The sequence below is a fragment of the uncultured Cloacibacillus sp. genome (genome assembly GCF_963926575.1).
Taxonomy (GTDB): Bacteria; Synergistota; Synergistia; order Synergistales; family Synergistaceae; genus Caccocola; species Caccocola faecigallinarum.
On the sequence record NZ_CAWUXW010000005.1, the window covers coordinates 128,506 to 151,764 of the forward strand.

The 23,259-nt window shown below is 57.3% G+C and carries 20 protein-coding genes and 1 pseudogene; 10 read left to right on the forward strand and 11 right to left on the reverse strand.

Going from position 1 to position 23,259, the window contains the following annotated elements; translation table 11 throughout:
- Window positions 1-5: 5 nt before the first annotated feature.
- From ABGT66_RS11885 to ABGT66_RS11900, 4 genes and pseudogenes are all read left to right on the forward strand, one after another.
- A pseudogene (locus ABGT66_RS11885) lies at window positions 6-857 on the forward strand (hypothetical protein); the annotation flags it as partial.
- Window positions 761-1,759, forward strand: coding sequence for a hypothetical protein (locus ABGT66_RS11890; protein ID WP_346691146.1), 999 nt, complete (start codon window positions 761-763; stop codon window positions 1,757-1,759). The pseudogene ABGT66_RS11885 and the gene ABGT66_RS11890, both read left to right, overlap by 97 nt.
- Window positions 1,760-1,761: 2 nt before the next feature.
- Window positions 1,762-3,144, forward strand: coding sequence for a V-type ATP synthase subunit B (locus tag ABGT66_RS11895; RefSeq protein WP_346690876.1), 1,383 nt, complete (start codon window positions 1,762-1,764; stop codon window positions 3,142-3,144).
- A gap of 150 nt (window positions 3,145-3,294) precedes the next feature.
- A complete protein-coding gene (locus ABGT66_RS11900) occupies window positions 3,295-4,311 on the forward strand; it encodes a homoserine dehydrogenase (RefSeq protein ID WP_346690878.1) in 1,017 nt (338 codons plus the stop codon).
- A gap of 91 nt (window positions 4,312-4,402) precedes the next feature.
- Here ABGT66_RS11900 and ABGT66_RS11905 read toward each other — a convergent pair whose 3' ends face one another.
- The 3 genes from ABGT66_RS11905 to ABGT66_RS11915 all read right to left on the reverse strand — a co-directional run bounded on the left by ABGT66_RS11905 (window position 4,403) and on the right by ABGT66_RS11915 (window position 8,392).
- Window positions 4,403-6,487 carry a Synerg-CTERM sorting domain-containing protein gene (locus tag ABGT66_RS11905; RefSeq protein ID WP_346690880.1) on the reverse strand — a complete coding sequence of 695 codons (2,085 nt, stop codon included), beginning with the start codon at window positions 6,485-6,487 and terminating at the stop codon, window positions 4,403-4,405.
- A gap of 225 nt (window positions 6,488-6,712) precedes the next feature.
- A complete protein-coding gene (locus tag ABGT66_RS11910) occupies window positions 6,713-7,075 on the reverse strand; it encodes a VOC family protein (protein ID WP_346690882.1) in 363 nt (120 codons plus the stop codon).
- Window positions 7,076-7,087: 12 nt separating this feature from the next.
- A complete protein-coding gene (locus ABGT66_RS11915) occupies window positions 7,088-8,392 on the reverse strand; it encodes an NCS2 family permease (protein WP_346690883.1) in 1,305 nt (434 codons plus the stop codon).
- A gap of 227 nt (window positions 8,393-8,619) precedes the next feature.
- On the opposite strand from ABGT66_RS11915, the gene ABGT66_RS11920 reads away from it, so the two are divergent.
- The 6 genes from ABGT66_RS11920 to ABGT66_RS11945 all read left to right on the forward strand — a co-directional run bounded on the left by ABGT66_RS11920 (window position 8,620) and on the right by ABGT66_RS11945 (window position 16,362).
- Window positions 8,620-8,994 (forward strand): hypothetical protein, encoded by a 375-nt coding sequence (locus ABGT66_RS11920; protein WP_300260490.1) that lies wholly within the window; start codon window positions 8,620-8,622, stop codon window positions 8,992-8,994.
- Between the two features lie 159 nt (window positions 8,995-9,153).
- Window positions 9,154-13,518 (forward strand): acyl-CoA dehydratase activase, encoded by a 4,365-nt coding sequence (locus ABGT66_RS11925; protein ID WP_346690886.1) that lies wholly within the window; start codon window positions 9,154-9,156, stop codon window positions 13,516-13,518.
- A 236-nt stretch (window positions 13,519-13,754) separates the two neighbouring features.
- Entirely contained in the window at window positions 13,755-14,750 is a 996-nt protein-coding gene (locus ABGT66_RS11930; RefSeq protein ID WP_346690888.1) for an MBOAT family O-acyltransferase, read from the forward strand.
- Between the two features lie 26 nt (window positions 14,751-14,776).
- The gene (locus ABGT66_RS11935) at window positions 14,777-15,250 is read left to right on the forward strand and encodes a hypothetical protein (protein ID WP_346690890.1); all 474 of its coding nucleotides are present in this window, start codon (window positions 14,777-14,779) and stop codon (window positions 15,248-15,250) included.
- On the forward strand, window positions 15,244-15,396 hold the full coding sequence (locus tag ABGT66_RS11940) for a hypothetical protein (RefSeq protein WP_346690891.1): 153 nt from the start codon (window positions 15,244-15,246) through the stop codon (window positions 15,394-15,396). Before ABGT66_RS11935 ends, ABGT66_RS11940 begins: the two co-directional genes overlap by 7 nt.
- A 141-nt stretch (window positions 15,397-15,537) precedes the next feature.
- Window positions 15,538-16,362 (forward strand): hypothetical protein, encoded by an 825-nt coding sequence (locus ABGT66_RS11945; protein ID WP_346690893.1) that lies wholly within the window; start codon window positions 15,538-15,540, stop codon window positions 16,360-16,362.
- A 10-nt stretch (window positions 16,363-16,372) separates the two neighbouring features.
- On the opposite strand, the gene ABGT66_RS11950 is transcribed toward ABGT66_RS11945, so the two are convergent.
- From ABGT66_RS11950 to ABGT66_RS11985, 8 genes are all read right to left on the reverse strand, one after another.
- Window positions 16,373-16,618: a hypothetical protein gene (locus tag ABGT66_RS11950; protein ID WP_346690895.1), complete on the reverse strand. Its 246-nt coding sequence runs from the start codon at window positions 16,616-16,618 to the stop codon at window positions 16,373-16,375.
- Window positions 16,618-17,421 carry a hypothetical protein gene (locus ABGT66_RS11955; RefSeq protein WP_346690897.1) on the reverse strand — a complete coding sequence of 268 codons (804 nt, stop codon included), beginning with the start codon at window positions 17,419-17,421 and terminating at the stop codon, window positions 16,618-16,620. The genes ABGT66_RS11950 and ABGT66_RS11955 overlap by 1 nt, the downstream gene beginning before the upstream one ends.
- 34 nt (window positions 17,422-17,455) lie before the next feature.
- The gene (locus tag ABGT66_RS11960) at window positions 17,456-18,313 is read right to left on the reverse strand and encodes a hypothetical protein (RefSeq protein ID WP_346690899.1); all 858 of its coding nucleotides are present in this window, start codon (window positions 18,311-18,313) and stop codon (window positions 17,456-17,458) included.
- Window positions 18,314-18,469: 156 nt separating this feature from the next.
- Window positions 18,470-19,459, reverse strand: coding sequence for a glycosyltransferase (locus ABGT66_RS11965; RefSeq protein WP_346690901.1), 990 nt, complete (start codon window positions 19,457-19,459; stop codon window positions 18,470-18,472).
- A 24-nt stretch (window positions 19,460-19,483) separates the two neighbouring features.
- Window positions 19,484-20,320: a glycosyltransferase family 9 protein gene (locus tag ABGT66_RS11970; RefSeq protein ID WP_346690903.1), complete on the reverse strand. Its 837-nt coding sequence runs from the start codon at window positions 20,318-20,320 to the stop codon at window positions 19,484-19,486.
- Between the two features lie 363 nt (window positions 20,321-20,683).
- Entirely contained in the window at window positions 20,684-21,043 is a 360-nt protein-coding gene (locus tag ABGT66_RS11975) for a glycosyltransferase (protein WP_346690905.1), read from the reverse strand.
- Window positions 21,040-21,567 carry a glycosyltransferase family 4 protein gene (locus ABGT66_RS11980; RefSeq protein WP_346690907.1) on the reverse strand — a complete coding sequence of 176 codons (528 nt, stop codon included), beginning with the start codon at window positions 21,565-21,567 and terminating at the stop codon, window positions 21,040-21,042. The genes ABGT66_RS11975 and ABGT66_RS11980 overlap by 4 nt, the downstream gene beginning before the upstream one ends.
- A 260-nt stretch (window positions 21,568-21,827) precedes the next feature.
- Window positions 21,828-23,222, reverse strand: coding sequence for a glycosyltransferase (locus ABGT66_RS11985; RefSeq protein WP_346690909.1), 1,395 nt, complete (start codon window positions 23,220-23,222; stop codon window positions 21,828-21,830).
- Window positions 23,223-23,259: the final 37 nt, after the last annotated feature.

Sequence of the window (23,259 nt, forward strand, 5' to 3'; positions counted from 1 at the left end):
GTCGAATTTGTAAACGGCCCGGTCATCAAGGCCGCCGGAATGCGCGACTTCGGTATGCGCGAGGTCGTCCATGTCGGGCCGAAAAAGCTGATGGGCGAGATAATAAAGATGGACGGCGACAACGCGACGATACAGGTCTACGAGGACACGGACGGCCTGAAAATCTACGAGGACGTCGCCGGCACCGGAGAGCCGCTCTCGATTGAGCTCGGCCCCGGACTTATAGGAAGCTTCTTCGACGGCATAGGCCGCCCGCTCGACGCTCTGCTCGAGCACGAGGGCATGTACATCTCCCCGGGCACCACCGTCAACATGATAAACCGCGACAAGATCTGGGACGTTACGCCTACAGCCAAGGTCGGCGACATGGTCGCAGGCGGCATGGTGCTCGCCACGATTCAGGAGACGCCGCTGCTTGTGCACAAAATAATGGTTCCGCCGGACTTGAAGGCGAAGTCACGTGGATAACGCCCTCCGGCAAGCACAGCGCCGGCAGCGACGCCGCGCGTATAAAAGACGCCTTCGGACGTGAAATCACGATACCGATAATCCAGCGCTGGCCCGTCCGTACGCCGCGCCCGTACCGCGAGCGCCTGCTGCCGAACGAGCCGTTCGTAACGGGGCAGCGCGTCATCGACGGGCTGTTCCCGCTCGCTAAGGGCGGCACGGCCTGCATCCCTGGCGGATTCGGCACGGGAAAGACGGTCACGCAGCACCAGCTAGCTAAATGGGGCGACGCGCAGGTCGTCATTTACATCGGATGCGGCGAACGCGGCAACGAGAACGGACGTCTCTCGAACAGTTCCCGGTCCTTGAAGACCCGCGCTCGGGCCGCCCGCTCATGGAACGCACGATACTGATAGCGAACACATCGAACATGCCCGTCGCGGCGCGCGAAGCGTCGATATACACAGGCATCACGATAGCCGAATATTTCCGCGACATGGGCTACGACGTGGCCATCATGGCGGACTCCACCTCGCGCTGGGCCGAGGCTCTGCGCGAGCTCTCCGGACGCCTTGAGGAAATCCCGGCCGAAGAAGGCTTCCCGGCCTACCTTCCGAGCCGCCTCGCGGAATTCTACGAGCGCGCGGGCCGCGTAGTCACGATAGGCGGAGAAAACGGCAGCGTCAGCATCATCGGCGCGGTCTCGCCTCCGGGCGGCGACTTCACCGAGCCAGTCACGCGCCACACGAAGCGATTCATCCGCTGCTTCTGGGGGCTCGACAAGAACCTCGCGAACGCGCGCCACTACCCCGCCATCTCGTGGACGGACTCCTACAGCGAGTACGCCGCCGAGGTCGACGGTTGGTTCTGCGCCAACGTCGACCCGCGTTGGGGCGAGGTGCGCGACGAGGTGCGCAACATCCTCGCAGAGGACAACAAGATACAGCAGGTCATCAAGCTCGTCGGCGAAGACGTCCTTCCCGACGACCAGAGGCTCGTCGCCTTCACGGCCTTCCTCATCAAGAACGGATACCTGCAGCAGAACTCATTCACGGCGGACTCATACTCGCCGCCCATCAAGGGGTTCGAGATACTCTCCGTCATCCTCGACTTCTACCACAAGGCTCTCGACCTCGTCCATAAGGACATTCCCATCTCGCTTATAAGAGAGGACGAGTCCGTGGACGCGATCACGCACCTTCGCGAGCTTCCGCCCGAGGACGAGAACGGATTCGAAAGAGTGCGCGGGCGCATCATGGAGCACCTCGACCGCGTCGCCGCGGAGCGCACGAAAAAGCTGAGGAGTGAATAACGATGCCGCAGGCTGAATATATTGGCGTAAAAGATATAGAAGGGCCGTTCATACTCATAGAGAACGTCACCGGCGTCGGCTACGGCGAGCTCGTAGACATCCGCGACGCGAGCGGCAGGGTCCGCCACGGGCAGGTAAAATCCCTCAGCGAAAAGGCTACGCTCGTGCAGGTATTCACCGGCACCGGCGACCTCATCCCGAACACGACGAAGGTGCGCTTCCTCGGCAAGCCGCTCGAGGTGCATCTCTCGAAGTACATGCTCGGGCGCACCTTCAACGGACTCGGCGAGCCGCGCGACGGCTGCGGCGAGATATACGGCGGCAAGCGCGTCAACATCAACGGGCTGCCGCTGAACCCGATGGCGCGCCAGTACCCGCGCGACTTCATCCACACCGGTATCTCCGCGATAGACACGCTGATGACGCTTATCCGCGGACAGAAGCTGCCGATATTCTCGGGCAACGGACTGCCGCACAACCAGCTCGCGGTGCAGATAGCGACGCAGGCGAAGGTCGTCGGCTCTGAAGAATTCGCCGTCGTCTTCGCGGGCATCGGCGTCAAGCACGACGACGCGGCCTACTTCACGCAGGAGCTTTCGTCGCGCGGACACAGCAACAACATCGTCACCTTCCTCAACCTCGCGGACGACCCCGTCATCGAGCGTATCGCGACGCCGCGAATGGCGCTCTCGACGGCTGAGTACCTCGCCTACGAGCTCGGTATGCACGTCCTCGTCATCATGACGGACATGACGAGCTACTGCGAAGCGCTGCGCGAGCTCGGCGTCGCGGCCGGCGAAGTCCCGAGCCGCAAAGGCTACCCCGCCTATCTGTACAGCGACCTCGCCTCGCTCTACGAGCGCGCGGGCGTCGTGCGCGGCAGGAGCGGCAGCGTCACGCAGATACCGATACTCACGATGCCGAACGACGACATCACGCACCCGATTCCGGACCTTACGGGATTCATCACCGAGGGGCAGATAGTCCTTTCGCGCGACCTCGACGCGAAAAACATCTACCCGCCGATAGATATACTCACGAGCCTCTCGCGACTCATGAAGGACGGCATAGGCAAGGGCTACACGCGCGAGGACCATCCGAGCGTGTCGAGCCAGCTCTTCGCCTCCTACAGCCGCGTACAGGAGGTCCGCTCGCTCGCATCCGTCGTCGGCGAAGACGAACTCTCAAAGACGGACAAGTCCTTCCTCGCCTTCGGTAAAATATTCGAGGAGCGCTTCCTGAAGCAGGGCAAGGAGGACGACCGCGAGATAGGCTACTCGCTCGACATGGCCTGGGACATCCTAGGCACGCTGCCGACATCTGAGCTCACGCGCGTCAGCCTCACCGAAATCAAGGAACACATCAAGAAAAATGACGAGGCGTAGCCACGCCGTCAAATTACGATGCAATGCGAAAAGCCCGCCGCGCGCGGGCTTTTTTGCTGCGCGCTGAAATCCGCGGCGCGGGCGGCGCGCGGGCCGCTGTGCTATAATTTTTAACCGGACACATCATTCGCACAGACGGAGGACAGACCGATGATAAACAAAATAGCGCTCGCCGGCTGCGGCAACGTAGGGACGGCACTTCTTGAAATACTCCACGAGAAAAAAGACGAGCTCAGAGAAAAATACGGCTTCGAATACAAGGTCGTCCTCGTCAGCGACCTGATGAAGGGCGTCATAATGGACCCGGAGGGGCTCGACCTCGGCGCGGCGCTCGAATCCGTGCGCGAGACGCGCACCTTTGAGAAGCTCCCGCGCGCGGAGGGGAGCTTCGAAGAGCTGCTCGAACGCTCCGGCGCGACGGTGCTCGCCGAAGGCACGCCGACGAATCTCAAGACGGGCGAGCCCGGCCTCACGCACATACGCGCGGCGCTTTCGCGCGGCATCAGCGTGACGACCACCAACAAGGGGCCGATAGCGGTAGCCTTCGACGAACTTACGGAGCTCGCGGAAAAGAACGGCGCGAAGCTGTCATACGAGGGCGTAGTAATGAGCGGGACGCCGCTTATAGACATGATGAAAAACGGCGTCGCCGGCTGCTCCGTCGTTAAACTGGAAGGGATACTCAACGGGACAACGAACTTCATGCTCACGAAGATGGCCGAAGGCGCCGAGTACGGCGCGGCGCTCGCCGAAGCGCAGTCGCTGGGCTACGCCGAGGCAGACCCGACCGGCGACGTCGAGGGCTGGGACGCGGCCGTGAAAGTATCGATACTGGGAAAAATCCTCTTCGGCGCGGACATTCCGGTCGATAGGGTCGAACGCACGGGAATAACGAAAATCACGCCCGCGCAGATAGAAGCAGCGAAGAAGCACGGACGCGCGGTAAAGCTGCTCGCGGGCCTCGCGTACGATAAATTCGGCCTGCGTGCCTGCGTCGCGCCCGTCGAAGTGGAGGCTTCGCATCCGCTCGCTTCGATAAACGGCGCGACAAATGCGATAACAGTGACGACCGACAACCTAGGCGACGTGACGCTCATAGGCCCCGGCGCGGGCCGTAAAGAGACGGGCCAGGCCCTGCTCGGCGACATGATACGCATGAGTAGGTAGAAACTTTATAAAGCCGCTTAGAACATAGAGAGCCGCCGCTCTGGAACGACCAGCGCGGCGGCTCTCATATTGTATATCGTTTATATCTCAGTTATTTCTTCCTTCTCAGCGCAAGCGGCGCGAGGGCTAAAAGGGCAAGCGCGCCCCAGCCGTAGCTGCAGCCGCCTCCTCCGCCCGAGCAGTGCGGGTAGAGTTCATCCCAATCCTTGTCTGTGTCCGGCTCATCGGGAACTTCGGGCGGTAGGACGCCGTCGGGCCAGAGCGGAGGCACGACGGGTTCTTGTTCGTCTGGCGTTTCCGGCGTTTCTGGTGTCTCAGGCGTTTCCGGAGTTTCTGGCGTCTCAGGTGTTTCCGGAGTTTCAGGTGTTTCTGGAGTTTCGGGCGTCTCAGGTGTCTCAGGCGTTTCAGGCGTTTCCGGCGTTTCCGGCCTCGGTATCTCAATCGGCCCTGCCGGGATGTCTATAGGTTCGTCGTCATCGCCGCCTGGGGTCGGGATTTCAGGAACGGGGTCTTCGCTCTGCGCCTCCGTCGTCCAGACCAGCGCGGTGACCAGCGAGCGCGACGGGTCGGATTCATCAGCGCCGCCTTCGCCGCTTCTGTAGGTCTCGATATAGGCGGCGAGGAGGGCGACGCCGGGCTCTCCGCCCGTTACGGTAATTTCATCTCCGTTTATCGCGGCGGAGGCGTGAGCAGCAGGTTCTGTGTAGACTTCGTCCAGAGCGTAGTACGAGCCTTCGTCGGCCGGCGCGCCGGGATGCGAGCGGAGTTTTAGGCTTATCTGTTTCGTTTCGCCAGATTTCACTACAGCGATGACCGGATCAAGGCTCGGGAACGACGTTACAACAAGGCCGCTTATCTGTTCTTGAGTGAGTTGGCGCACGTTCTCTGCGTTTCTCGCGCCGGAACCGACCGGCGGCAGCTCTCCAGAGTACGCCGAATCGCGGACGACGGCTCTTGGATTTGCGTAGCCGGCTATCCCTCCGATCTCCGACGACGGGACTGCGGAGACTGAGCCGGAGCTGACCGAAGAGTACAGTTCCGTCTTGTCCAGCTCTCCCGCTATGCCGCCGGTGCGCGCGCTCGACGAGGCCGAGCCGCTTATCGCCCCGGTATTAGTGCAGTTGTATATCTTGTTCGACGAGTAGAAGCCCGCGTTGCTCCATCCCGCTATGCCTCCGGCGTAGGAGTAGTATGACGAGCCGCTTATTTGGACTTTGCCTGTGTTGTAGCAGTTTACGGCGGCGGAGCCGTTGTAGAGCTGGGCCGTTATGCCGCCTGCCGTCGCGTCGCTTCCATCCTGCCCCTCGCAGTTTACAGGCGCGGTGTTGACCGCGTCGCGCAGAACGGAATCCATCGCAAATGCCGTGATTCCGCCCGCGAGCGTGTATGAGGAGACGGCCTGCTGGTTTCTGACGCAGGAAACGGATGAGCTCTCGACGCTTCCGGCTATGCCGCCCGCGTAGGAGCGGCGGTCGTTCCCTTCCTCCTGCACCGCTACGAGCGCGTCGTTGTCGGAGAATAAAATTCCGCCTCCGTGCTGCGAGCCGGCTATACCTCCGGCCATTACAAAGACGGCCTTGGCGCGCGCCGTTACGGTACCTTCGTTGACGCAGTATATGACGTGCCCCTCGGAGTATCCGGCCACGCCTCCGGCGTAGGCGTAGGGGCCGAGCTCAGTCCCTGTGCTGCCGAGCGTGACCGTCGCTTTGTTAAGGCATCTGTATATGACCGCACCCGGCCCGAGGCGCGCGGCTATACCTCCAGCCGCGAGCACGTTTCCGGACGGCGCGCCGTCTATCGAACCTTTCACTGTAAGGTTCGCTATCTGCGCGTTTTCGCCCTCGACGTTCAGGAAAAGGCCGCCGCCTTTGCCCCTCATATCTGATACTGTCAAATCGCGCATTACCTCCGTCGTTATGCGGAGACCGCTTATAGTATGATTCCCGCCGTTGAATTTGCCGGCGAAGGGCGTTTCGTCCGTACCGATCGGGACCCAATCCTCGCCGGCAAGATCTATGTCGGCGGCTAGGATTATGGTCTTCTCGGCAAAGTCATTGCCGGCGTTCACCTCGTCGCGGAAGCTGCGCAGTCCATCTGCATCTAATATGGTCAGGTCTACCGCATAAGCGCGCAGCGGCATCGCCACGCTTATCGCGAGCGCCGCCAAAAGAAGCATTATGCTCCGAATTTTCATCATGTCGTTCTCCTTCCGCGCCTCCGCTGGTTTATGCGGAGACGCTGTGTCTACATTATACTACATAATTTCAAAAAATTTCAGAATTTTTATCCATTTCTCCAAATAGCCGCACAATGAGAAGATACGAAAAAGCGGCGCGAATTTCGCGCCGCTTCGTGAGCTTAGTACAGCTTTGCCGGTTCGCGGCACGCGCCGCGGTTTCGGTTATCTTTCCGGCACTACCTCGAGCCAGTAGCCGTCGGGGTCCTCGATGAAGTAGATGCCCATGTCGGGATTCTCGTAGCAGACGCAGCCCATTTCGCCGTGAAGCTTACGCGCGGCCTCGAAGTCCTTTACGGTGAAGGCGAGATGGAATTCGCATTCGCCGAGGTCGTAGCGCTCTTTGCGGTCGTGCAGGCAGGTCAGCTCGAGCGTGAAGGGCGTCTCGCCGTCGGTGAGGTAGACGAGCGTGAAGCCCTCGCGCTCCACGCGGCGCGCCTCAGTGAGGCCGAGCGCCTTTGCGTAGAAATCGAGGCTCTTCTGCAAATCAAGGACGTTGAAGTTGAAGTGGTTGAAGCGGAAGCCCATGACGCGCGCTCCTTACATGAACGCCCTGTTGAGCACGAAGAGGACGGCGAGGCCGTAGAGCAGCCAGTTGACCTCTTTGCCGCGGCCCATGAGGACCTTGAGCGCGACGTAAGAGAGGACGCCGAACTCGATGCCCGCCGCGATACTGTAGGCGAAGGGCATCATGAAGAACGAGATGAGCGCGGGGAAGAATTCGGTCCAGTCGCTGAACTCCATCTCCTTGAAGCCCATCATCATGTAGCCGCCGACCATGATGAGCGCCGGAGCCGTGGCGCAGGCGGGGACTATCGAGATTATCGGGTTGAAGAACATCGCGAGGAGGAAGAGCACCGCGACGGTGAGCGCCGTGAGGCCTGTGCGTCCGCCCTGCTCGACGCCGCTCGCGCTTTCGACGAAGGTTGTGACGGTCGAGGTGCCGAGCACCGCGCCCGCGGTCGTTCCGATAGCGTCGGACATGAGCGCCTGGCTCGCCTTGGGCAGGCGGCCCTTTTCGTCGAGCATGTTGGCGCGGCTCGAAACTCCGACGAGCGTGCCGACGGTGTCGAAGAAGTCTACGAAGAAGAAGGCGAGCGTGACGCTCCAGAAGGCCGGCTGCGCGAGCATCGAGAAGTCCATCTTCATGAATATCGGCGAGAGCGACGGCGGCATGGAGACGATGCCCTCGGGCATCTTCGCGACGCCGAGCGGTATCGCGAGCGCGGTGACGACGACGACGCCGATGAGGATGCCGCCCTTTACGCGGCGCGCCTCGAGCGTGACCATGAGCAGCAGGCCGAGGATGGAGAGCAGCGCGGGGACGTTGCCGCTGAGCTTGCCGAGGCCGAGGAGGACGGCGGGGTTGTCGACGATGATGCCGGAGCCCTGGAGGCCGATGAAGGTGATGAAGAGCCCGATGCCCGCCGAGACGCCTATCTTGAGCGTCTTGGGTATCGAGTTGACGACCTCTTCGCGGACCTTGGTGCAGGTGAGCACGATAAAGATCACGCCTTCGACGAAGACCGCGGCGAGCGCGACCTGCCACGGTATGCCCATGCCGAGGACGACCGTGAAGGCGAAGAAGGCGTTGAGCCCCATGCCCGGCGCGAGCGCGAACGGGTAGTTCGCGAGGAAGGCCATAAGGAAGGTCGCGAGCGACGCGCCGAGGCACGTGGCTACGAGGACGGAGCCGAAGGGCATTCCGGTCTCGGAGAGTATGCCGGGGTTGACGAAGATGATGTAGGCCATCGTGACGAATGTCGTGATGCCCGCCATGATCTCCTTGCGCACGTCGGTGCCGTGTTCCGAGAGCTTGAACTGCCTCTCAAACCAAGAGTTCATGAAAAATTCCTCCCAAAAAAATTTTTTCGCGCCGCAAAAGCGGCGAAAAATACGGCACTATTATACATCTATTACGCGAAAATAACCGCAAAGCGTCCGTAAACGAGCGCCGCCGCGCGGGAAAATACAAACGCGCCCTATTCGTAAAATTACTGATTTTGCGTCCGCGCCCTTGCATTTGCCCCGCCGTAAACACGATAATAATATCGGTAGAAGGAGAGAAGAATATGGGCTACTTTACCAATCAAATAAGAAAGTCATATTATGCGGCCCTTCTCACGGCCTTTTACATCGCGCTCCAGGCGTTCATCATGCTGACCGACGCGGGGCCCGTGTCGCCCAATCTGCGCGACGTGCAGAGCATGTACATGATGCAGACGCTCCGCAGCGTCAACGACGACGCGACGGTGTCGCAGCGCGCGGGGTTCGCCATGTTCCTTGCATCGTTCGGCGCGGCGCTCCAGCCGAGGCCGCTGACCGACGCATTCTCCGAAGGGCTCGACGCGTTCCTCCGCAGGCTTCCGGCGTGGGCTTTCTGGAACGCCGAGATAGGCGCGGCGCAGGAGGCGCGCGCGTCCGCCGACATGGTTTTCAGGAAATAACTGTCCCCTTTCCCCACCTCATAAATTCTCTTTTCGGCAAATAAATTCCGGCAAACGGCATGAGCGCGCAGCTGCGCTCGTAACGGGCGCGCCCGCGTCCGGCCTCCGCCCCGCGTGCAGGGACGGGCGGCGAAGCTTCTCGTCAGGAGGAATGATACAATGCAGCTTCTTCACGCTGGACTTGACATAGGCTCGACTACGGCGAAGGTCGTCGTCCTCGACGAATACGACAGAATAATATTCAGCAGATACAGCCGCCACTTCGCGGATATCCGCGCGGCGGTCAGCAAACTTGTAAACGAAATGAGAGACAGGTTCTCCGGCTCGCGCTTCACGCTCGCTATGGCGGGCTCGGGCGCGCTCGAGCTCGCGCAGGGCATGGACGTACCCTTCACGCAGGAGCAGATAGCCTGCACGGCGAGCATCGCGCGCTTCCTGCCCGGCGTCGACGTCTGCATCGAGCTCGGCGGCGAGGACGCGAAGATAACCTTCTTCGACCCCGCGGGCGCTGAGCAGCGCATGAACGAGACCTGCGCGGGCGGCACCGGGGCCTTCCTCGACCAGATGGCGACGCTCTTCGGCACGGACGCGGCGGGGCTCAACGAGATGGCGAAGGGCTACAAGACGATCTACCCCGTCGCCTCGCGCTGCGGCGTCTTCGCAAAGACGGACGTGCAGGCGCTCTTGAACGACGGCGCGTCAAAGCCCGACATCGCGGCCTCGATATTCCAGGCCATCGTCAACCAGACGATAAGCGGCCTCGCCTGCGGGCGCAGGATACAGGGGCGCGTCGCCTTCCTCGGCGGGCCGCTCTACTTCCTCTCCGAGCTGCGCAAGCGCTTCTCCGAGACGCTGAAGCTGCCGCCCGAGCAGTGCATTTTCCCCGAGAACCCGCACCTCTTCGTCGCGATGGGCGCGGCGATAAGCGCGAAGCAGTACGGCGCGGTCGCCGCAGACGTGCTGCAGAAGCGCGCGGAGCATTTCTTCATCTCGCATAAGGAAGAGAAGCACTCGATACTGCCGCCGCTCTTCGGCTCGGATGCGGAGCTCGACAGTTTCAAGGAGCGCCATTCCAAGTGCGCCGCGAAGCGCGTGGACATCGCTTCCTACAAGGGCGACGCCTACCTCGGCATCGACGTCGGCTCAACGACGACGAAGGTCGTGCTCATAGGCTCGCAGGGCGAGCTGCTCTTCTCGCGCTATAAAATCAACGGCGTCGGCGAGCCGGTCAAGACGGTGCGCGAGGTGCTCTCCGAGCTCTATTCGCTGATGCCCGAGACCGTCACGATAAAGTCGAGCGGCGTCACCGGCTACGGCGAAAAGCTGATACAGGCGGCCTTCGGCATCGACGTCGGCGAGGTCGAGACGGTCGCGCACGCGCGCGCCGCGGGCTTCGTGCTTCCGGGCGCGGACTTCGTCATAGACATCGGCGGGCAGGATATGAAATGCCTGCGCATCAAGGACGGCGTCATCGACGGCGTATTCCTCAACGAAGCCTGCTCCTCGGGCTGCGGCTCCTTCCTCCAGAGCTTCGCGAAGTCGCTCAACATGGAGATGGACGAGTTCGCGCGCGCCGCGGAGCAGTCGCGCAACCCCGTGGACCTCGGCTCGCGCTGCACCGTCTTCATGAACTCGCGCGTCCGCCAGGCGCAGAAGGAGGGCGCGGCAATCGAGGACATCTCCGCGGGCCTCGTCTACTCCGTAGTGCGAAACGCGCTCTACAAAGTTTTGAAGATAAAAGACCCGTCCGAGCTCGGCGAGAAAATCGTCGTTCAGGGCGGAACGTTCAAGAACAACGCGTTGCTGCGCGCCTTCGAGCTCGTCACGAAGCGCGACGTCGTGCGCCCCGACATATCCGAGCTTATGGGGGCCTTCGGCGCGGCGCTCATCTCGCGCGACAACGCGCCGGAGAAGAGCGCGCTGCTCGGCCGCGAAGAAATAGCGGACTTCAAGGCCGAAAGCACGACGCGCCACTGCGCCGGCTGCGGCAACAAGTGCCTGCTGACCCTGACGAAATTCGGCGACGGCAAGACCTACATATCGGGCAACCGCTGCGAGCGCGGCGCCTCCGTCTCGGAGAAGGGCGCTCTGCCGACGAACATATTCGCCAAGAAATACCGCCGCCTCTTCGACCACTACAAGCCACTCGCTGAGGCCGAAGCGCCGCGCGGCGTGATGGGCGTCCCGCGCGTGCTCAACATGTACGAGGACTACCCATTCTGGTTCACGGTTCTGACGAAGCTCGGCTTCAGCGTCCGCCTCTCGTCGAAGGCCCCGGACGAAAACCTCGGCATCGACACGATACCGTCGCAGACCGTCTGCTACCCCGCGAAGCTCGTCCACAGGCACATCACGGAGCTGCTCGAAAACGGCGTGAAGAACATCTTCTACCCCGTCATGCTGCGCGAGACGAAGGAATTTGCGGGTGCACAGAAAAACTACAACTGCCCCGTGGTCACCGGCTACCCCGACGTCGCGCGCCTCAACATAGACAGGATATGCGAGGAGGGCGTCAACTACATCAAGCCGGAGCTCTTCATCGAGTCCGACAGAAGCGTCGCGATAGCGCTCAAATCCTCGCTCGCGCAGTTCGGCGTCACCGACGGCGAGATAAAGTCCGCGATAGCCGCGGCGCGCGAAGAGATGGCGCGCTACAAGCGCGACATAGAGCAGTTCGGCCTGGACGCGCTGCACGAGCTCAAGCAGCGCGGCGGCGTCGGCATAGTCCTTGCGGGACACCCGTACCACCTGAGCCCAGAGGTCAACCACGGAATACCAGAGCTGATCAACAGCTACGGCGTGACGCTCTTCACGGAAGACTCCGTCTGCTGGATGGCTAAAGATATAGAAAAACCCGGCGACGTAGGAGCGGTCGACCAGTGGGTCTACCACTCGCGCCTGTACCGCGCCGCGATGACAGTCGCATCGCATCCCGACTTCAAGGACGTAGAGCTCGTGCAGTTCAACTCCTTCGGCTGCGGCCTCGACGCGATAAGCACGGAGCAGACGGCTGACATCCTGACGCGCGCCGGAAAGCTCTACACCCTGATAAAAATCGACGAAGGCAAAAACAACGGCGCAGTCAAGATACGCATCCGCTCGCTGCTCGCCGCGATAAAAATGCGCAAAAACAACCCCGAGGCCGTCAGCGACGCGCCGCATACGGAAATCGCCCGCCCGAACGTCACCGAGACGAAGGGCCGCGTGCTCCTCTGCCCGCCGCTCTCGAACTATCACTTCCAGTTCCTCGGCGCGGCCTTCGAAAGCGCCGGCATCCGCCTCGACGTACTGCCCGAGGGCACGCGCGAGACCGTCGAGCTCGGCCTCCGCTACGTCAACAACGACGTCTGCTACCCCGCGATGATGGTCGTCGGCCAGTTCATCCAGGCGCTCAAGAGCGGACAGTACGACCCGGACAAGACCGACTGCCTCTACGCGCAGACAGGCGGAGCCTGCCGCGCCAGCAACTACGTCCACCTGCTGCGCCGCGCGCTCGACGCGGCGGGCTACCCGCAGGTGCGCGTCCTCGCCGCGAACCAGCAGAAAGGCGGCGACGCGGAAAAGCTCGAAGTGCCGCTCGGCACCTACTGGCGCGCGCTCATGGCGATAAACTACGGCGACGTCCTCATGCGCCTGCTGCTCCGCACGCGCCCCTATGAAAAGGAAAAGGGCGCGGCCGACGCGCTCTATGAGAAATGGAGCGAAGCCGCGCGCGAAAACGTCCGCGACGGAAGCTGGAGCGCATACAAGCGCAACGTCCGCGAGATGGTGCGCGAATTCGCCGCCGTCCCCGTCGACGGCGTCAAACGCCCGCGTGTCGGCATAGTCGGCGAAATCCTCGTCAAATACCACGCGAACGCCAACGAGCACCTCGTCGACCTGATAGAAAGCGAAGGCGGCGAAGCCGTAGTGCCGGACATGGCGAACTTCCTCTCCTACTGCATGTTCGACACCATCTATTCGCACCAGAAGCTCGGCGGACGCCTCCTGCCTAGAATCGGCGGCGAGACCGCCGTATGGCTGCTCGAACGCGCCAAGGCCCCGATCGCCGAGGCGATACGCGGCACGCGCTTCGGCGAGGCCCACGGCATAAAAGAGCTCGCGAAGCTCGGCTCGTCGATAGTGTCGCAGTCCAACCAGGGCGGCGAAGGATGGCTGCTATCCGCCGAAATGATATCCCTCATCGAAAGCGGCGTGAAAAACGTCCTCTGCGTCCAGCCCTTCGCCTGCCTGCCGAACCACATCACAGGCAAAGGCGTCGTCAAAGAGATCAAACGCCGCTACGAAGGCGCGAACATCCTCCCGCTCGACTACGACGCAAGCGTCAGCACCACGAACCAGCTCAACAGAATAAAGCTCCTCATGGCCACCGCAAAAACGCGCTATCTCAGAGTACACAGGCGGCGCGCTTTCCTCCCCAGGGAAGCCGCCGCCTTTTTTGCTGCGGCATGCGCCGCATGCGCATGTACAAACACATCCATTATCGTCATCTGTATACCAATATATGTAATAAATTCATCGTGAGAAAAAAGCGTACTTTTTGTGCAATGCTAGGGTTGATTTTTATTGTACTTGCAACAATAATATCCATGGCAAAATTAAGAGTTATTTGCTGTTTACCGTACGTTATGCTTTGATTTATAAAGTCTTGATAAGCGGCGCAAAAAGTATACATTTTCCGCCGCGTCAGACTAAAACGAAGATAAAAGAACCTGCGCGCCCGTCGATCGCCGCGCATATTCTTTCGGAGGTTATGACGCTTGCTCTTCAATTCTTATGTTTTCATTTTTCTGTTTCTGCCTATAACCTTCGCCGTATGGCGGGCGCTGTGCGCCAGGAAAAAGCTCGTCGCCGCGATATACTGGCTGCTGACGGCTTCTTTGTTCTTCTACGGTTACTGGAACCCGCCGTATCTTCTGCTGTTGTTAGCGTCGATAGCAGTGAATTTCGTGATACAGAAGAAAATAGCGCAATCGCGCCCGTCGCCCTCGGCCAAAAGCTATATGCTCGCCGGCGTCGCGGCCAACCTGGCGCTCATAGGCTACTTCAAGTACGCCAACTTCTTCGCAGAAAACGTCGCCTCGCTCTTCGGCGCATCGTGGCATAATCTCGACATATTCCTGCCGCTCGGCATTTCGTTCTTCACCTTCCAGCAGATCGCCTGCCTAGTCGACACTTATCACGGGAAGCTCGGCGTAATGCCCTTCCGTCATTACGCGCTATTCGTTTCGTTCTTTCCGCAGCTTATCGCAGGCCCTATAGTTCTCGCTGACAAAATAAATCCTCAGTTCTCCGACAAAAAGATATTCTGCCTTTCGTGGAAAAGCATATGCGTGGGGCTCACTCTTTTTTCAATCGGGTTGTTCAAAAAGGTCATCATCGCCGACACCTTTTCCCCCTGGACGGCGCTCGCTTTCGAGGCCGAACATCCGCTGACGCTGCTTGAGGCATGGGGCGGCGCGCTCGCTTACACTATCCAGCTCTATTTCGACTTCTCCGGGTATTCCGACATGGCGCTCGGGCTCGCTTCATTCTTCAACATAAAGCTGCCGCTCAACTTCAACTCGCCGTATAAGGCGAAGTCAATCATAGATTTCTGGCGCAGATGGCACATGACGCTTTCCGCCTTCCTGCGCGATTACCTCTATATCCCGCTCGGCGGCAACAGAAGGGGTAAGGCGCGGCGCTATGTGAACCTCATGGCGAACGCGCTATCTCAGAGTGGCTGTGGCACGGTGCGGGCTGGACCTTCGTAATCTGGGGCGGACTCCACGGGCTGTATTTGACGGTCAACCACTTCTGGCGCGAGCACAGCCCTGTGCGTCTGCCGTCGTTCATCGGCTGGCTTGCGACCTTCCTCTCCGTCGTCGTCGCATGGGTGTTCTTCCGAGCTGAGTCGGCGGGACAGGCCGTCGAGATACTCAAGGGCATGGCAGGAATGAACGGCTTCATTGTCCCGGCCGACTACGTCCCCGGCTGGCTCGCCTCTGTGCTTTCGTCGCTCGGCGTATCCGTGCTCGACTACACGCCACTGTGGGCGTTCGAGCGGCGCGAGATACTGAACATCGCGCTTGCCATCATCGCCTGCGCCGCCGCGCCGAACGCATACGAAATAACGTCGCGCCTAAATTTTACAAAGAGACAATGGCTCACAGCCGCCGTCGTAAGCGTCCTCGCCCTAACGCATCGCTCTCGCTATACCAGGTTTCAGAATTTCTCTATTTCCAATTCTAGGATGGTGCGCCGGATATGTTGAAACGTAAATCATATAAAAGATGGACGCTTTGCTTTTTGTCGATATTCGTCATCGTTACAGCCTCCGTCGTCACGCTCAACTACGCCGTCGACCCGATGTGGTGCTTCAACCACGAAACGCCGTACGCTGAATGGCGGAGTTTATAGACGAGAGAATACAAAAGGCAAATTTGCTGCGCTTCCGTAAAGACAAGATAGACACGCTAATTATAGGCAGCAGCCGAGTGATGCAGATGGACACTGACAAAATCGGAGACGGTGCCTTCAACTTAGGCTTAAGTTCGTGCAATGCCGATGGAATACCCCATCTTGATGGAAATTTTCCACAAAACGCGAGGATACTACCCAAATAAAATTATTGTAGGACTGGACTTCTTCGGCTCAAATACTACCTATGCGGACGGTACTAAAGCAAATCGCGCTGTTCCAACACTTCAGATGCTTGACGACAATGCATTTATTTACCGTATGGAAATGTTGTCAAGCATTGAACTGAGTAGGAAAAGTTTTAATCTAATTCGTAAAAACATAAATATCAAAGAAGACGGCATTGAATATGCTGATGTAAAACACCGCGCCGGGCATATGGGTGCGGGTGCTTATTATCCACCTATCGAAGACATAGAGCATAAAAAGCACGTAGGCAGAACGCTTTACTTTGACTTCAAGAAAATTTATGAATTTTTCCAATATAATGATCGATATAAAGAAGATATCTCAGCTCTAGTGCAACCGCCTATTAGAGCAGAAGTAGAACCGTTCATCACTCCGGAAGGTACGCTGACGATGCGCCTCATAGCTGAAACGCCAGGACGTATTGACGATTATGAACGTATGATTCGCGATGCGGTAGAAGTCTTCGGCGGAGTCTGGAATTTCATGTATGTGAACTCTGTTACGTCCAACCATTTATATTGGAGAGAACCAAGTCATTCTATCGGACAGGTCAACGAATGGGTGTTGGACAGAATATTCGGTACTGGCAATCCCCCAGCAGATTTCGGTGTATATGTCACCCAAGACAATATAGATGAACACCTTAAAGAAGTCAGAGCGCAGCTGATGGCGCTGCCAAGCCAGGAAGATTCATGGACTCGGTTGATGAAAGAATGAAGCGAAAGCGTTAAATCATCCGTTTTTCAACCACCGTATACCAATGTCCTTCAAGATCTTTATATGAATAGTACAGCTTCCAGCAGCTGTGCTCTTCATCTTTAATCAGCGCGGCTTTATACAGACTGTCCTCGCCGGATTCGCGTATCGGATCAAGACGTTTTCCTTCGATTATCCGCCAGTTTATGCCGAGGTCACGGCTCTCTGCGAACAATATCGAATGTCTGCCGTCCCCATTCCTGGCGCACAGCGCCATTAGCAGTCGTCCGTTGTCTTGCTCCACATCGATGTGCCACGGCATAAGTCCGTCGGCATATCGTTCAGTTCGACTTTGACGCCACTTGTAATTGAAGAGAGTTCGGGACATTCGGCGCGTTTTATTTCAAATATACCGGATTCTTCGTCTACATACCAGGCATAGTATTTTTCGCCCAATCTCAGCACGGACGGCGACATCAGCACGCCGGCCCTGTCTGTCGGATTCCGCAGTGAAATCAACGCTTTCGGTGCGCTCCACGAGATTCCGTCGCGCGTTTCCATAACATAGACGGATATCATCAGGCAGCCCTTTTCTTCGCGCACTTCGCGATATATCAGAAAAACGGTGCCGTTTTCGTAAAACAGCGCCGGATCTGAGTTGTATCCGGTCCAGTCTGAAGGAGGCGCGACTACCGGAGATTTTCCGCCCTGGGGCAGACGCCATGAGACACCGTCGTGGCTCACAAGAAATTCAGGATTTTCGAAATAGACAATAGCCTTTGGGAACGGAGTAACAGCCATCAGATATTTCCATTTTCCAGCGCCGAAGCCTTCCGGCACATATATTACGTCGGGATGTACCGTCTCTCCAAGGCCAGAGGTCATAGACAAGTCCAGAAGCGCCGCGCCGTCGCGGCATGAACGCGGAGGTACGGCTGCGGTCAATCCTTCTTCATACTGGAGCCTATTCCAACGTTTCTTAACGCCGCCGCGCACCCGATGCGGGAAAGAAATAAGGAAGTTCGTCGTGAGCTGTAAACACAGCCTTGTTAATTCTCTTTTTATTTTGGAGGACTCCATGATTCACCGCTCCCAGTCATAATGCAGCGCGACGCTACAACGTTTTCACAATGCTAAGAAATTGTCTGAATGCCGCTTCGTTCGTCTGATTTTCGAGCACCCAGCGCCTCGGGGTACAATTACGAATCGCGGCAAGACCTTCGCGCAGTTCCTCTACGTTATGCCACTTCATTCCCGTCTGCGGCGTAATGTACGGCGCTGCGTCGCGTCCGCGCGCGATGACGCTTTCGGATTCGTAGACAAGCGTCGGACGGTTCATCGACCACGCCTGAGTGAGCGATAGTCCCTGGGTCTCGCTCCCGCCCATGACGACGACAAAATTGCACCACTCAAGCAAGCGTTCGTAGTCCTCTGGCACGTAACCGCCGTACCGCAGCATCTTCGTTTCAATTCCGAGCTCCTTCATAATCTGCGCGGCCTGGATGGACATCTCCGCGCCTTCGCCTTTCACGTATAAAAGCGCGCTATGCGCAGCGCCGCCTTCTTTCATGTCGAGCGGCGACCAAATTTTTTCATCAACGCCGGCAGCCCAAACGTTAAGATTTTTGAGCACGCGTCCGGCGACACGGCATTCCGACAAATACGCGTCAGCAACCCAGCGTGAAGCCAGCAAATAACAGTCTATCGCGTCGTCTGCAATAATCCATTCGTGTTCTGACGGTCCTTCGTGGCATATCATCGGACCGGCGATGAGTTTTTCGACAATGCCGCGCCGTTTCATCGCTATTACGTCACGCAGCACGCGCCATGAGCACGGTACATAGGCTATGCTTCCGCGCGCATCTTCGTACCGCGGATTGACGAGAAGTTCGACATCCGGAAAATATTGCGCACCTTTAATGAACGAATCGACGAGATCCTGATGCCCACCGAGTGTATGAGAGCAAGTCACGCTTTGTACGCGTTCCCGCGCAGCGTATATTTCAAATAATTGAAGCGCCGCTCACAGTCTTTTGCGAAACGTTCAAATAAAGCAAGCGGTTTAGTGAAGAATGAAATACGCATGAGTTACACCGCTTTCGTGGCGCGGCGAAAGCACCGCGCAAAATTACGACCCCTTATGTGCGTATTTTAATGCATAGTATGCTTTTAGGCCAAATATTCTAATAAACGGACGATATATATACTTTCTGTGGAACTTCGTGCTGTAGTCCATGATGTAAAAACGCTTTTCTATATCTGCAATAAGTTCCTCGTCCCATACGCCACCGAGCTTTATCCCTCGGAAGCTGCGCCAGTATATATATGATATGACGCCGAGTAAAGTTTTCCTGAATTCGTCGGAGAGATGAGGCGATTTAGAAAATCTCAAGAGTGAGTCAGAAATTTTTATAAGGTCTGTGAAATCCCTGCGAGTTTCTCGCCTGCGCGTAATAGAGCCTTGTCTTAATCTGTACACGTAAATACACGATGGAAACCAAGCGATTTTGTGCGCATAAGAAAATAATCTCGGCGTCCACTCCTCATCCTCAGAATTAACGCCTTCATAGAAATACACTTTATTATCTATCATTAGCTTTCTTGACGCACAACGAAGCCAAACAACGTTTTCAAAGCATGATGCTTTTTCTTGACGAACCCAAACATCCTGCCCGTTACCAGAAACCTCCGTTGATTTGGCGCTTCTATGACCAGACGTTATCACACCGTCTTCGTCCACGCAACCATCGAATTCTATGATATCGGCGTCGTTTTGTTCAAGAAATTCTATGAGTTTGTCTACTGCACTATCTGTCAGATAATCATCGCTGTCTACAAAGAAAATATATCTGCCGCTCGCTTTGCGTAGTCCAAAATTTCTCGCCGATGACAAACCGCCGTTTTCTTTTTCAAAAACAAGGATAGGATAGAGATCTTGTTTGTAATTTTTCAAAATCTCGCCGGTTTGATCCGTTGAGCCGTCGTTGACGACAATAACCTCAGTCAGCTCCGCGGCCTCTTCGGACATGCCGTCAAAAATTGAATCCAAACACTGCTCTATATAATCTTCTACGTTATATGCTGGAATAATTATGCTTAAAAGTTTGCCGTTTTCCACCGTCGCGCGCCTCCTTTCAAATTTTCAGCGCTGCGTCAAACGTTCGACCGCAGCAAACACTTCCGCCGCGTCTATATCTTCAAGGCACTGGCGCGAGCATTCGAGCTTTTCGCAGCCCTTGTTCGGGCAGCCGCAGAAGAAACAGGCGCCGAGGCTGTCCATATATCTTGTGCCGGCGCCGGGGAAGTTCGGGCCGAACAGCCCGGCGACAGGTTTTCCGAGGGCGCGCGCAATATGCATAAGCCCAGTGTCGCCGGATACGACGGCATCCATCATTGACGTCAGCGTAATGGAACCCTCTATCGAAGTACGCCCCACCATGTCGTTCACGCGCGGCGACGCGGTTCCGCCGCAGATTTCGCGCGCGGTTCTCTTTTCGTCGTCCCCGCTGCCCATGAGATACATATCGTATCCGGCGTCCGACGCGAGGCGGCAGAATTCTATCCATCTCTGCACGGGCCATCTTTTTACGGCCGCGCTCGCGCCTATGGCCAAGCCGAGCTTTTTACCCTCTCGCCCGCAAAGCTCGGGCCATTCGTCGGATGCGGGCGGCGGACAAAGATATGAAGGACAGCCGCACATTTCAAGCGATTTATCCAATAGATCCGAAAAATCAAAATTTGTATGAGTGAAGGGAAAACGATGTATGACGCAGTAGCGAGTTTTAATGCCTGAGAAGAGGGAAAACAAACTGCTGCGGTCGGAGCCGTGCATGTCGATCAGGATGTCGAAGCCCATGCGGCGGACCTTTTTCAAGATTTCGCGATAGCCGCGGTTGCCGGTGTTCTTCCTGTCCCATTCTATTACGCCGTCTACCCACGGCTGCGCGCGCACGATGCCGGCGTACATGGAATCGGTCATCCACGTCAGGTGAATTCGGGATGCTTTTCCTTTATCCGCATTGCGGAATAATTGGCGAAAATTATGTCGCCGAGAGAGGAAAATCTTAAAAACAATACTTTTTTGCGTTCTCCGCTCAAGGTCGTTCCCTCCGATTAGAAATATACCGAGCCCTTTTCGCTAAAGCGTATGTTTATAATCTGTTACGACACGAGTATACAGCGCAGCCGTCTCCGCGGCAATCCGATCCGCGCCGAACTGCGCCGCGCGCGCAGAGGCGCCGGACGAGGCTTCGTCCAACGAATCGCACGACAAAACGCTGCGAGCCGCTCCGCCATAGAAACTTCGCTGCCGGGCTCGGCGAACCATCCGCTCACGCCTTCCTCAACAATGTCGAGCGGCCCTCCGGCCCTTGTCGCTATCGCGGGCAGACCGCAGGCCATCGCCTCCAGCAGGACTATGCCGAAGGGCTCCGGAGTTTTCGAGGGAAGTACGAAGAGGGTCGGCGGCCCACATGTACGGGCGCACGTCCTGCGCAAAGGGGAAAATTTTTATTCTGTCGCTGAAACGCGCGCCGAATGCCAGCGCTGTCAGCTTTTCTTTTTCCTCTCCGTCGCCGATTATCCATAGGACAGATTTCTCAGCATCGTCTTCGTGCTCTGAAAGGTACATGTCGTAACCTTTGATGAGCACGTCGAAGCCCTTCCAGTCCACGAAACGCCCCGCCGCGAGGATGATTTTCACTCGCCGCCAACGTTGTGGGCCTTCCGCATTTCTTCACGCACATCTTCGTCGCGCGCGTATTTTGAAACGTCTATCGGGTTATGCACGACTGCGATTTTTGTTTCGGGAACGCCGAGGGAAATAAAATAATCCTTGACCGACGTCGAGCACGCGGCGAAGAAATCTCCGTCGCGGTGATATTTGAGCTTAGGGTATTTATCTATCGTCTGTAAAACTGGGATACGCTTATGCTTTCCCCACCAGCCGCCGATTTTCGCGGCGGACGAGAGGCGCGTATGTATCAGGTCGGGCTTGAATTCGTCTATGAATCCGCCGAGCTTCGTATTTGTAAACGGAAGCATCTGGGATATGGGGCGGCAGACGCCGAAGCTGACGCCGTTCTTTTCGAGCCGTCCCGTAAGAGTGCCGTAATCGCGGCAGGCGACGAAATTTTCCACGCCGCGTTTCGCGAGCTCTGACAGCAGCTGCACCCACGTCTCGCCCCATGCCAGGTTGCTTTCGTCGACGTAGTGCAGGACTTTCATCGTTCAGCACCTCCGTTAATTCTGCGATGACTTCGCGATATATCCGCTCGTCCGCATCGACCATCTTTTCAAGCGTCGGAACCGACGATAGCGGGATATCCAACTCCGCGCGGCGTGTTTTGATGAAACAGGCAATGGCTTCGCGCCACGCGGAAGGTCGCCGGGCGGCAGCAAGTTGGCGGAGCCGCCCGCCATTTCGCTGACCGGCGGAATGTCTGAGGCTATAACTGGAATCCCTATCTGGACCGCGCGCGCCAACGTCAGCGGCATTCCTCTGTATACGAAGGGAAGAGCAGACAGGACGAGCGCGCCATGAAGTCGTCAGCCTTGTCGGAATAGCCGTGGAAGATCACGCGCTCCGTGAATCCGCGTTCTTTTGATATCTCTTCAAGCTCGGCGCGCATCGGGCCGTCGCCGAGCACGTCGAGCGTCCATTCCATATCCTCAGGCATCGCGCGCAGCGCGTCGTGCAGTCCCTTGACCGGCGAAAGCCGCCCGACGAATAGGAACCTCACCGGGCCTTCAAGATTTTTCTCGTTCCAGCGTACTTTCGGCTCGTCGAGGCCATTTAGCACGACCTGGGTATTGTCGTAAAAACACTCCTTCATGCCCTCGCGCACCGCGTTGCTGACGCAAATCACGCGCGCTGCGTCGCGGTACGGAGCGTATATCCAAGGCGACTTGTTGCCGAAAACGACGTGCGCCGTCACAACATATGGAAGGCCTGCGCTCTTCGCCGCCCAGCGTGCAATCCACGCCGGTACGCGCGAATGAGCATGGATGAGTTGAACTTTGTCCCTCCGCGCAAGCTCAGCTATCTTGAGCGAGCATGCCCATATCGTGAAGGGATTTTTCTTATGCACCGCATATCGATATGCCGCACACGTTCCGACAGCTGGCTCTGCATTTTGCCGCCCGCCGATATCACGGTTACTTCGTTTCCGCGCGCAGTAAGTTCGTTCGCCAGGTCGATGACGTGACGCTCTACGCCGCCTATATCTAGTTCGGGGAGGATTTCTATAATTTTCAACACAATACTTCTTATCGCTTATTAAAACGCACATAATAATTTTTATAATATATCTTCGGAAAAGCAAGATCCAAAGCGATTTGATAAAAATGCCTGGTTTTTCAAAAAATGAACGGAAGCTCTGCAGCAAAATTTTCCTTACTTTGCTGTCATGCAGCATGGCATCGAACTGTTCTTGTAAATTCCACGCTGCATAGACGGCAAGCATACGCTGATAACCTATCGGGAGAATGCAGCTGTTCACAAAGTGATGTGCAATGCTGGTATCCATATGCTCTGAAATAAAGTCCGCTTCGTCGAAATGAGCCTCCGTATGATGAAGGTAACGAGTGATTGACGCATCGCGTGACGTTTCTGATTTCCTCGTTCCCATATCGGCGTGCTGGAGATATATGTACAGGCAGTCCTTGACGAACGACGTTTTCGCGCCCGCGGCGATGACTTTCGTTACAAATTCCACGTCTTCTCCTGCAATACGCCCTTCAGTAAATACTATATTGCTGGCAAGCAGAAAATCTCGTTTGTAAATTGCCGAACACAGCAGAGCCGTAATTTTATTCAGCAGACGTAGCCGAAGCAGCTCATCCTGCGCAAGTTCCGCATCGCATGCAAGCGACGGATACATTTTTTCTTTTCCATCAGACGCCTCACGCGTCTTATAA

Coding starts and splice junctions, on each gene's coding strand:
- ABGT66_RS11950 (WP_346690895.1), bottom strand. CDS start 16,618: ATGGCGCTGTGCGCCAGGAATGGGGACGGCAGACATTCGATATTGTTC.
- ABGT66_RS11940 (WP_346690891.1), top strand. CDS start 15,244: ATGTTGAAACGTAAATCATATAAAAGATGGACGCTTTGCTTTTTGTCG.
- ABGT66_RS11970 (WP_346690903.1), bottom strand. CDS start 20,320: ATGACCGATTCCATGTACGCCGGCATCGTGCGCGCGCAGCCGTGGGTA.
- ABGT66_RS11905 (WP_346690880.1), bottom strand. CDS start 6,487: ATGCTTCTTTTGGCGGCGCTCGCGATAAGCGTGGCGATGCCGCTGCGC.
- ABGT66_RS11895 (WP_346690876.1), top strand. CDS start 1,762: ATGCCGCAGGCTGAATATATTGGCGTAAAAGATATAGAAGGGCCGTTC.
- ABGT66_RS11955 (WP_346690897.1), bottom strand. CDS start 17,421: ATGGAGTCCTCCAAAATAAAAAGAGAATTAACAAGGCTGTGTTTACAG.
- ABGT66_RS11900 (WP_346690878.1), top strand. CDS start 3,295: ATGATAAACAAAATAGCGCTCGCCGGCTGCGGCAACGTAGGGACGGCA.
- ABGT66_RS11920 (WP_300260490.1), top strand. CDS start 8,620: ATGGGCTACTTTACCAATCAAATAAGAAAGTCATATTATGCGGCCCTT.
- ABGT66_RS11890 (WP_346691146.1), top strand. CDS start 761: ATGCGGCGAACGCGGCAACGAGAACGGACGTCTCTCGAACAGTTCCCG.
- ABGT66_RS11915 (WP_346690883.1), bottom strand. CDS start 8,392: ATGAACTCTTGGTTTGAGAGGCAGTTCAAGCTCTCGGAACACGGCACC.
- ABGT66_RS11910 (WP_346690882.1), bottom strand. CDS start 7,075: ATGGGCTTCCGCTTCAACCACTTCAACTTCAACGTCCTTGATTTGCAG.
- ABGT66_RS11980 (WP_346690907.1), bottom strand. CDS start 21,567: ATGAAAGTCCTGCACTACGTCGACGAAAGCAACCTGGCATGGGGCGAG.
- ABGT66_RS11925 (WP_346690886.1), top strand. CDS start 9,154: ATGCAGCTTCTTCACGCTGGACTTGACATAGGCTCGACTACGGCGAAG.
- ABGT66_RS11945 (WP_346690893.1), top strand. CDS start 15,538: ATGCCGATGGAATACCCCATCTTGATGGAAATTTTCCACAAAACGCGA.
- ABGT66_RS11985 (WP_346690909.1), bottom strand. CDS start 23,222: ATGTATCCGTCGCTTGCATGCGATGCGGAACTTGCGCAGGATGAGCTG.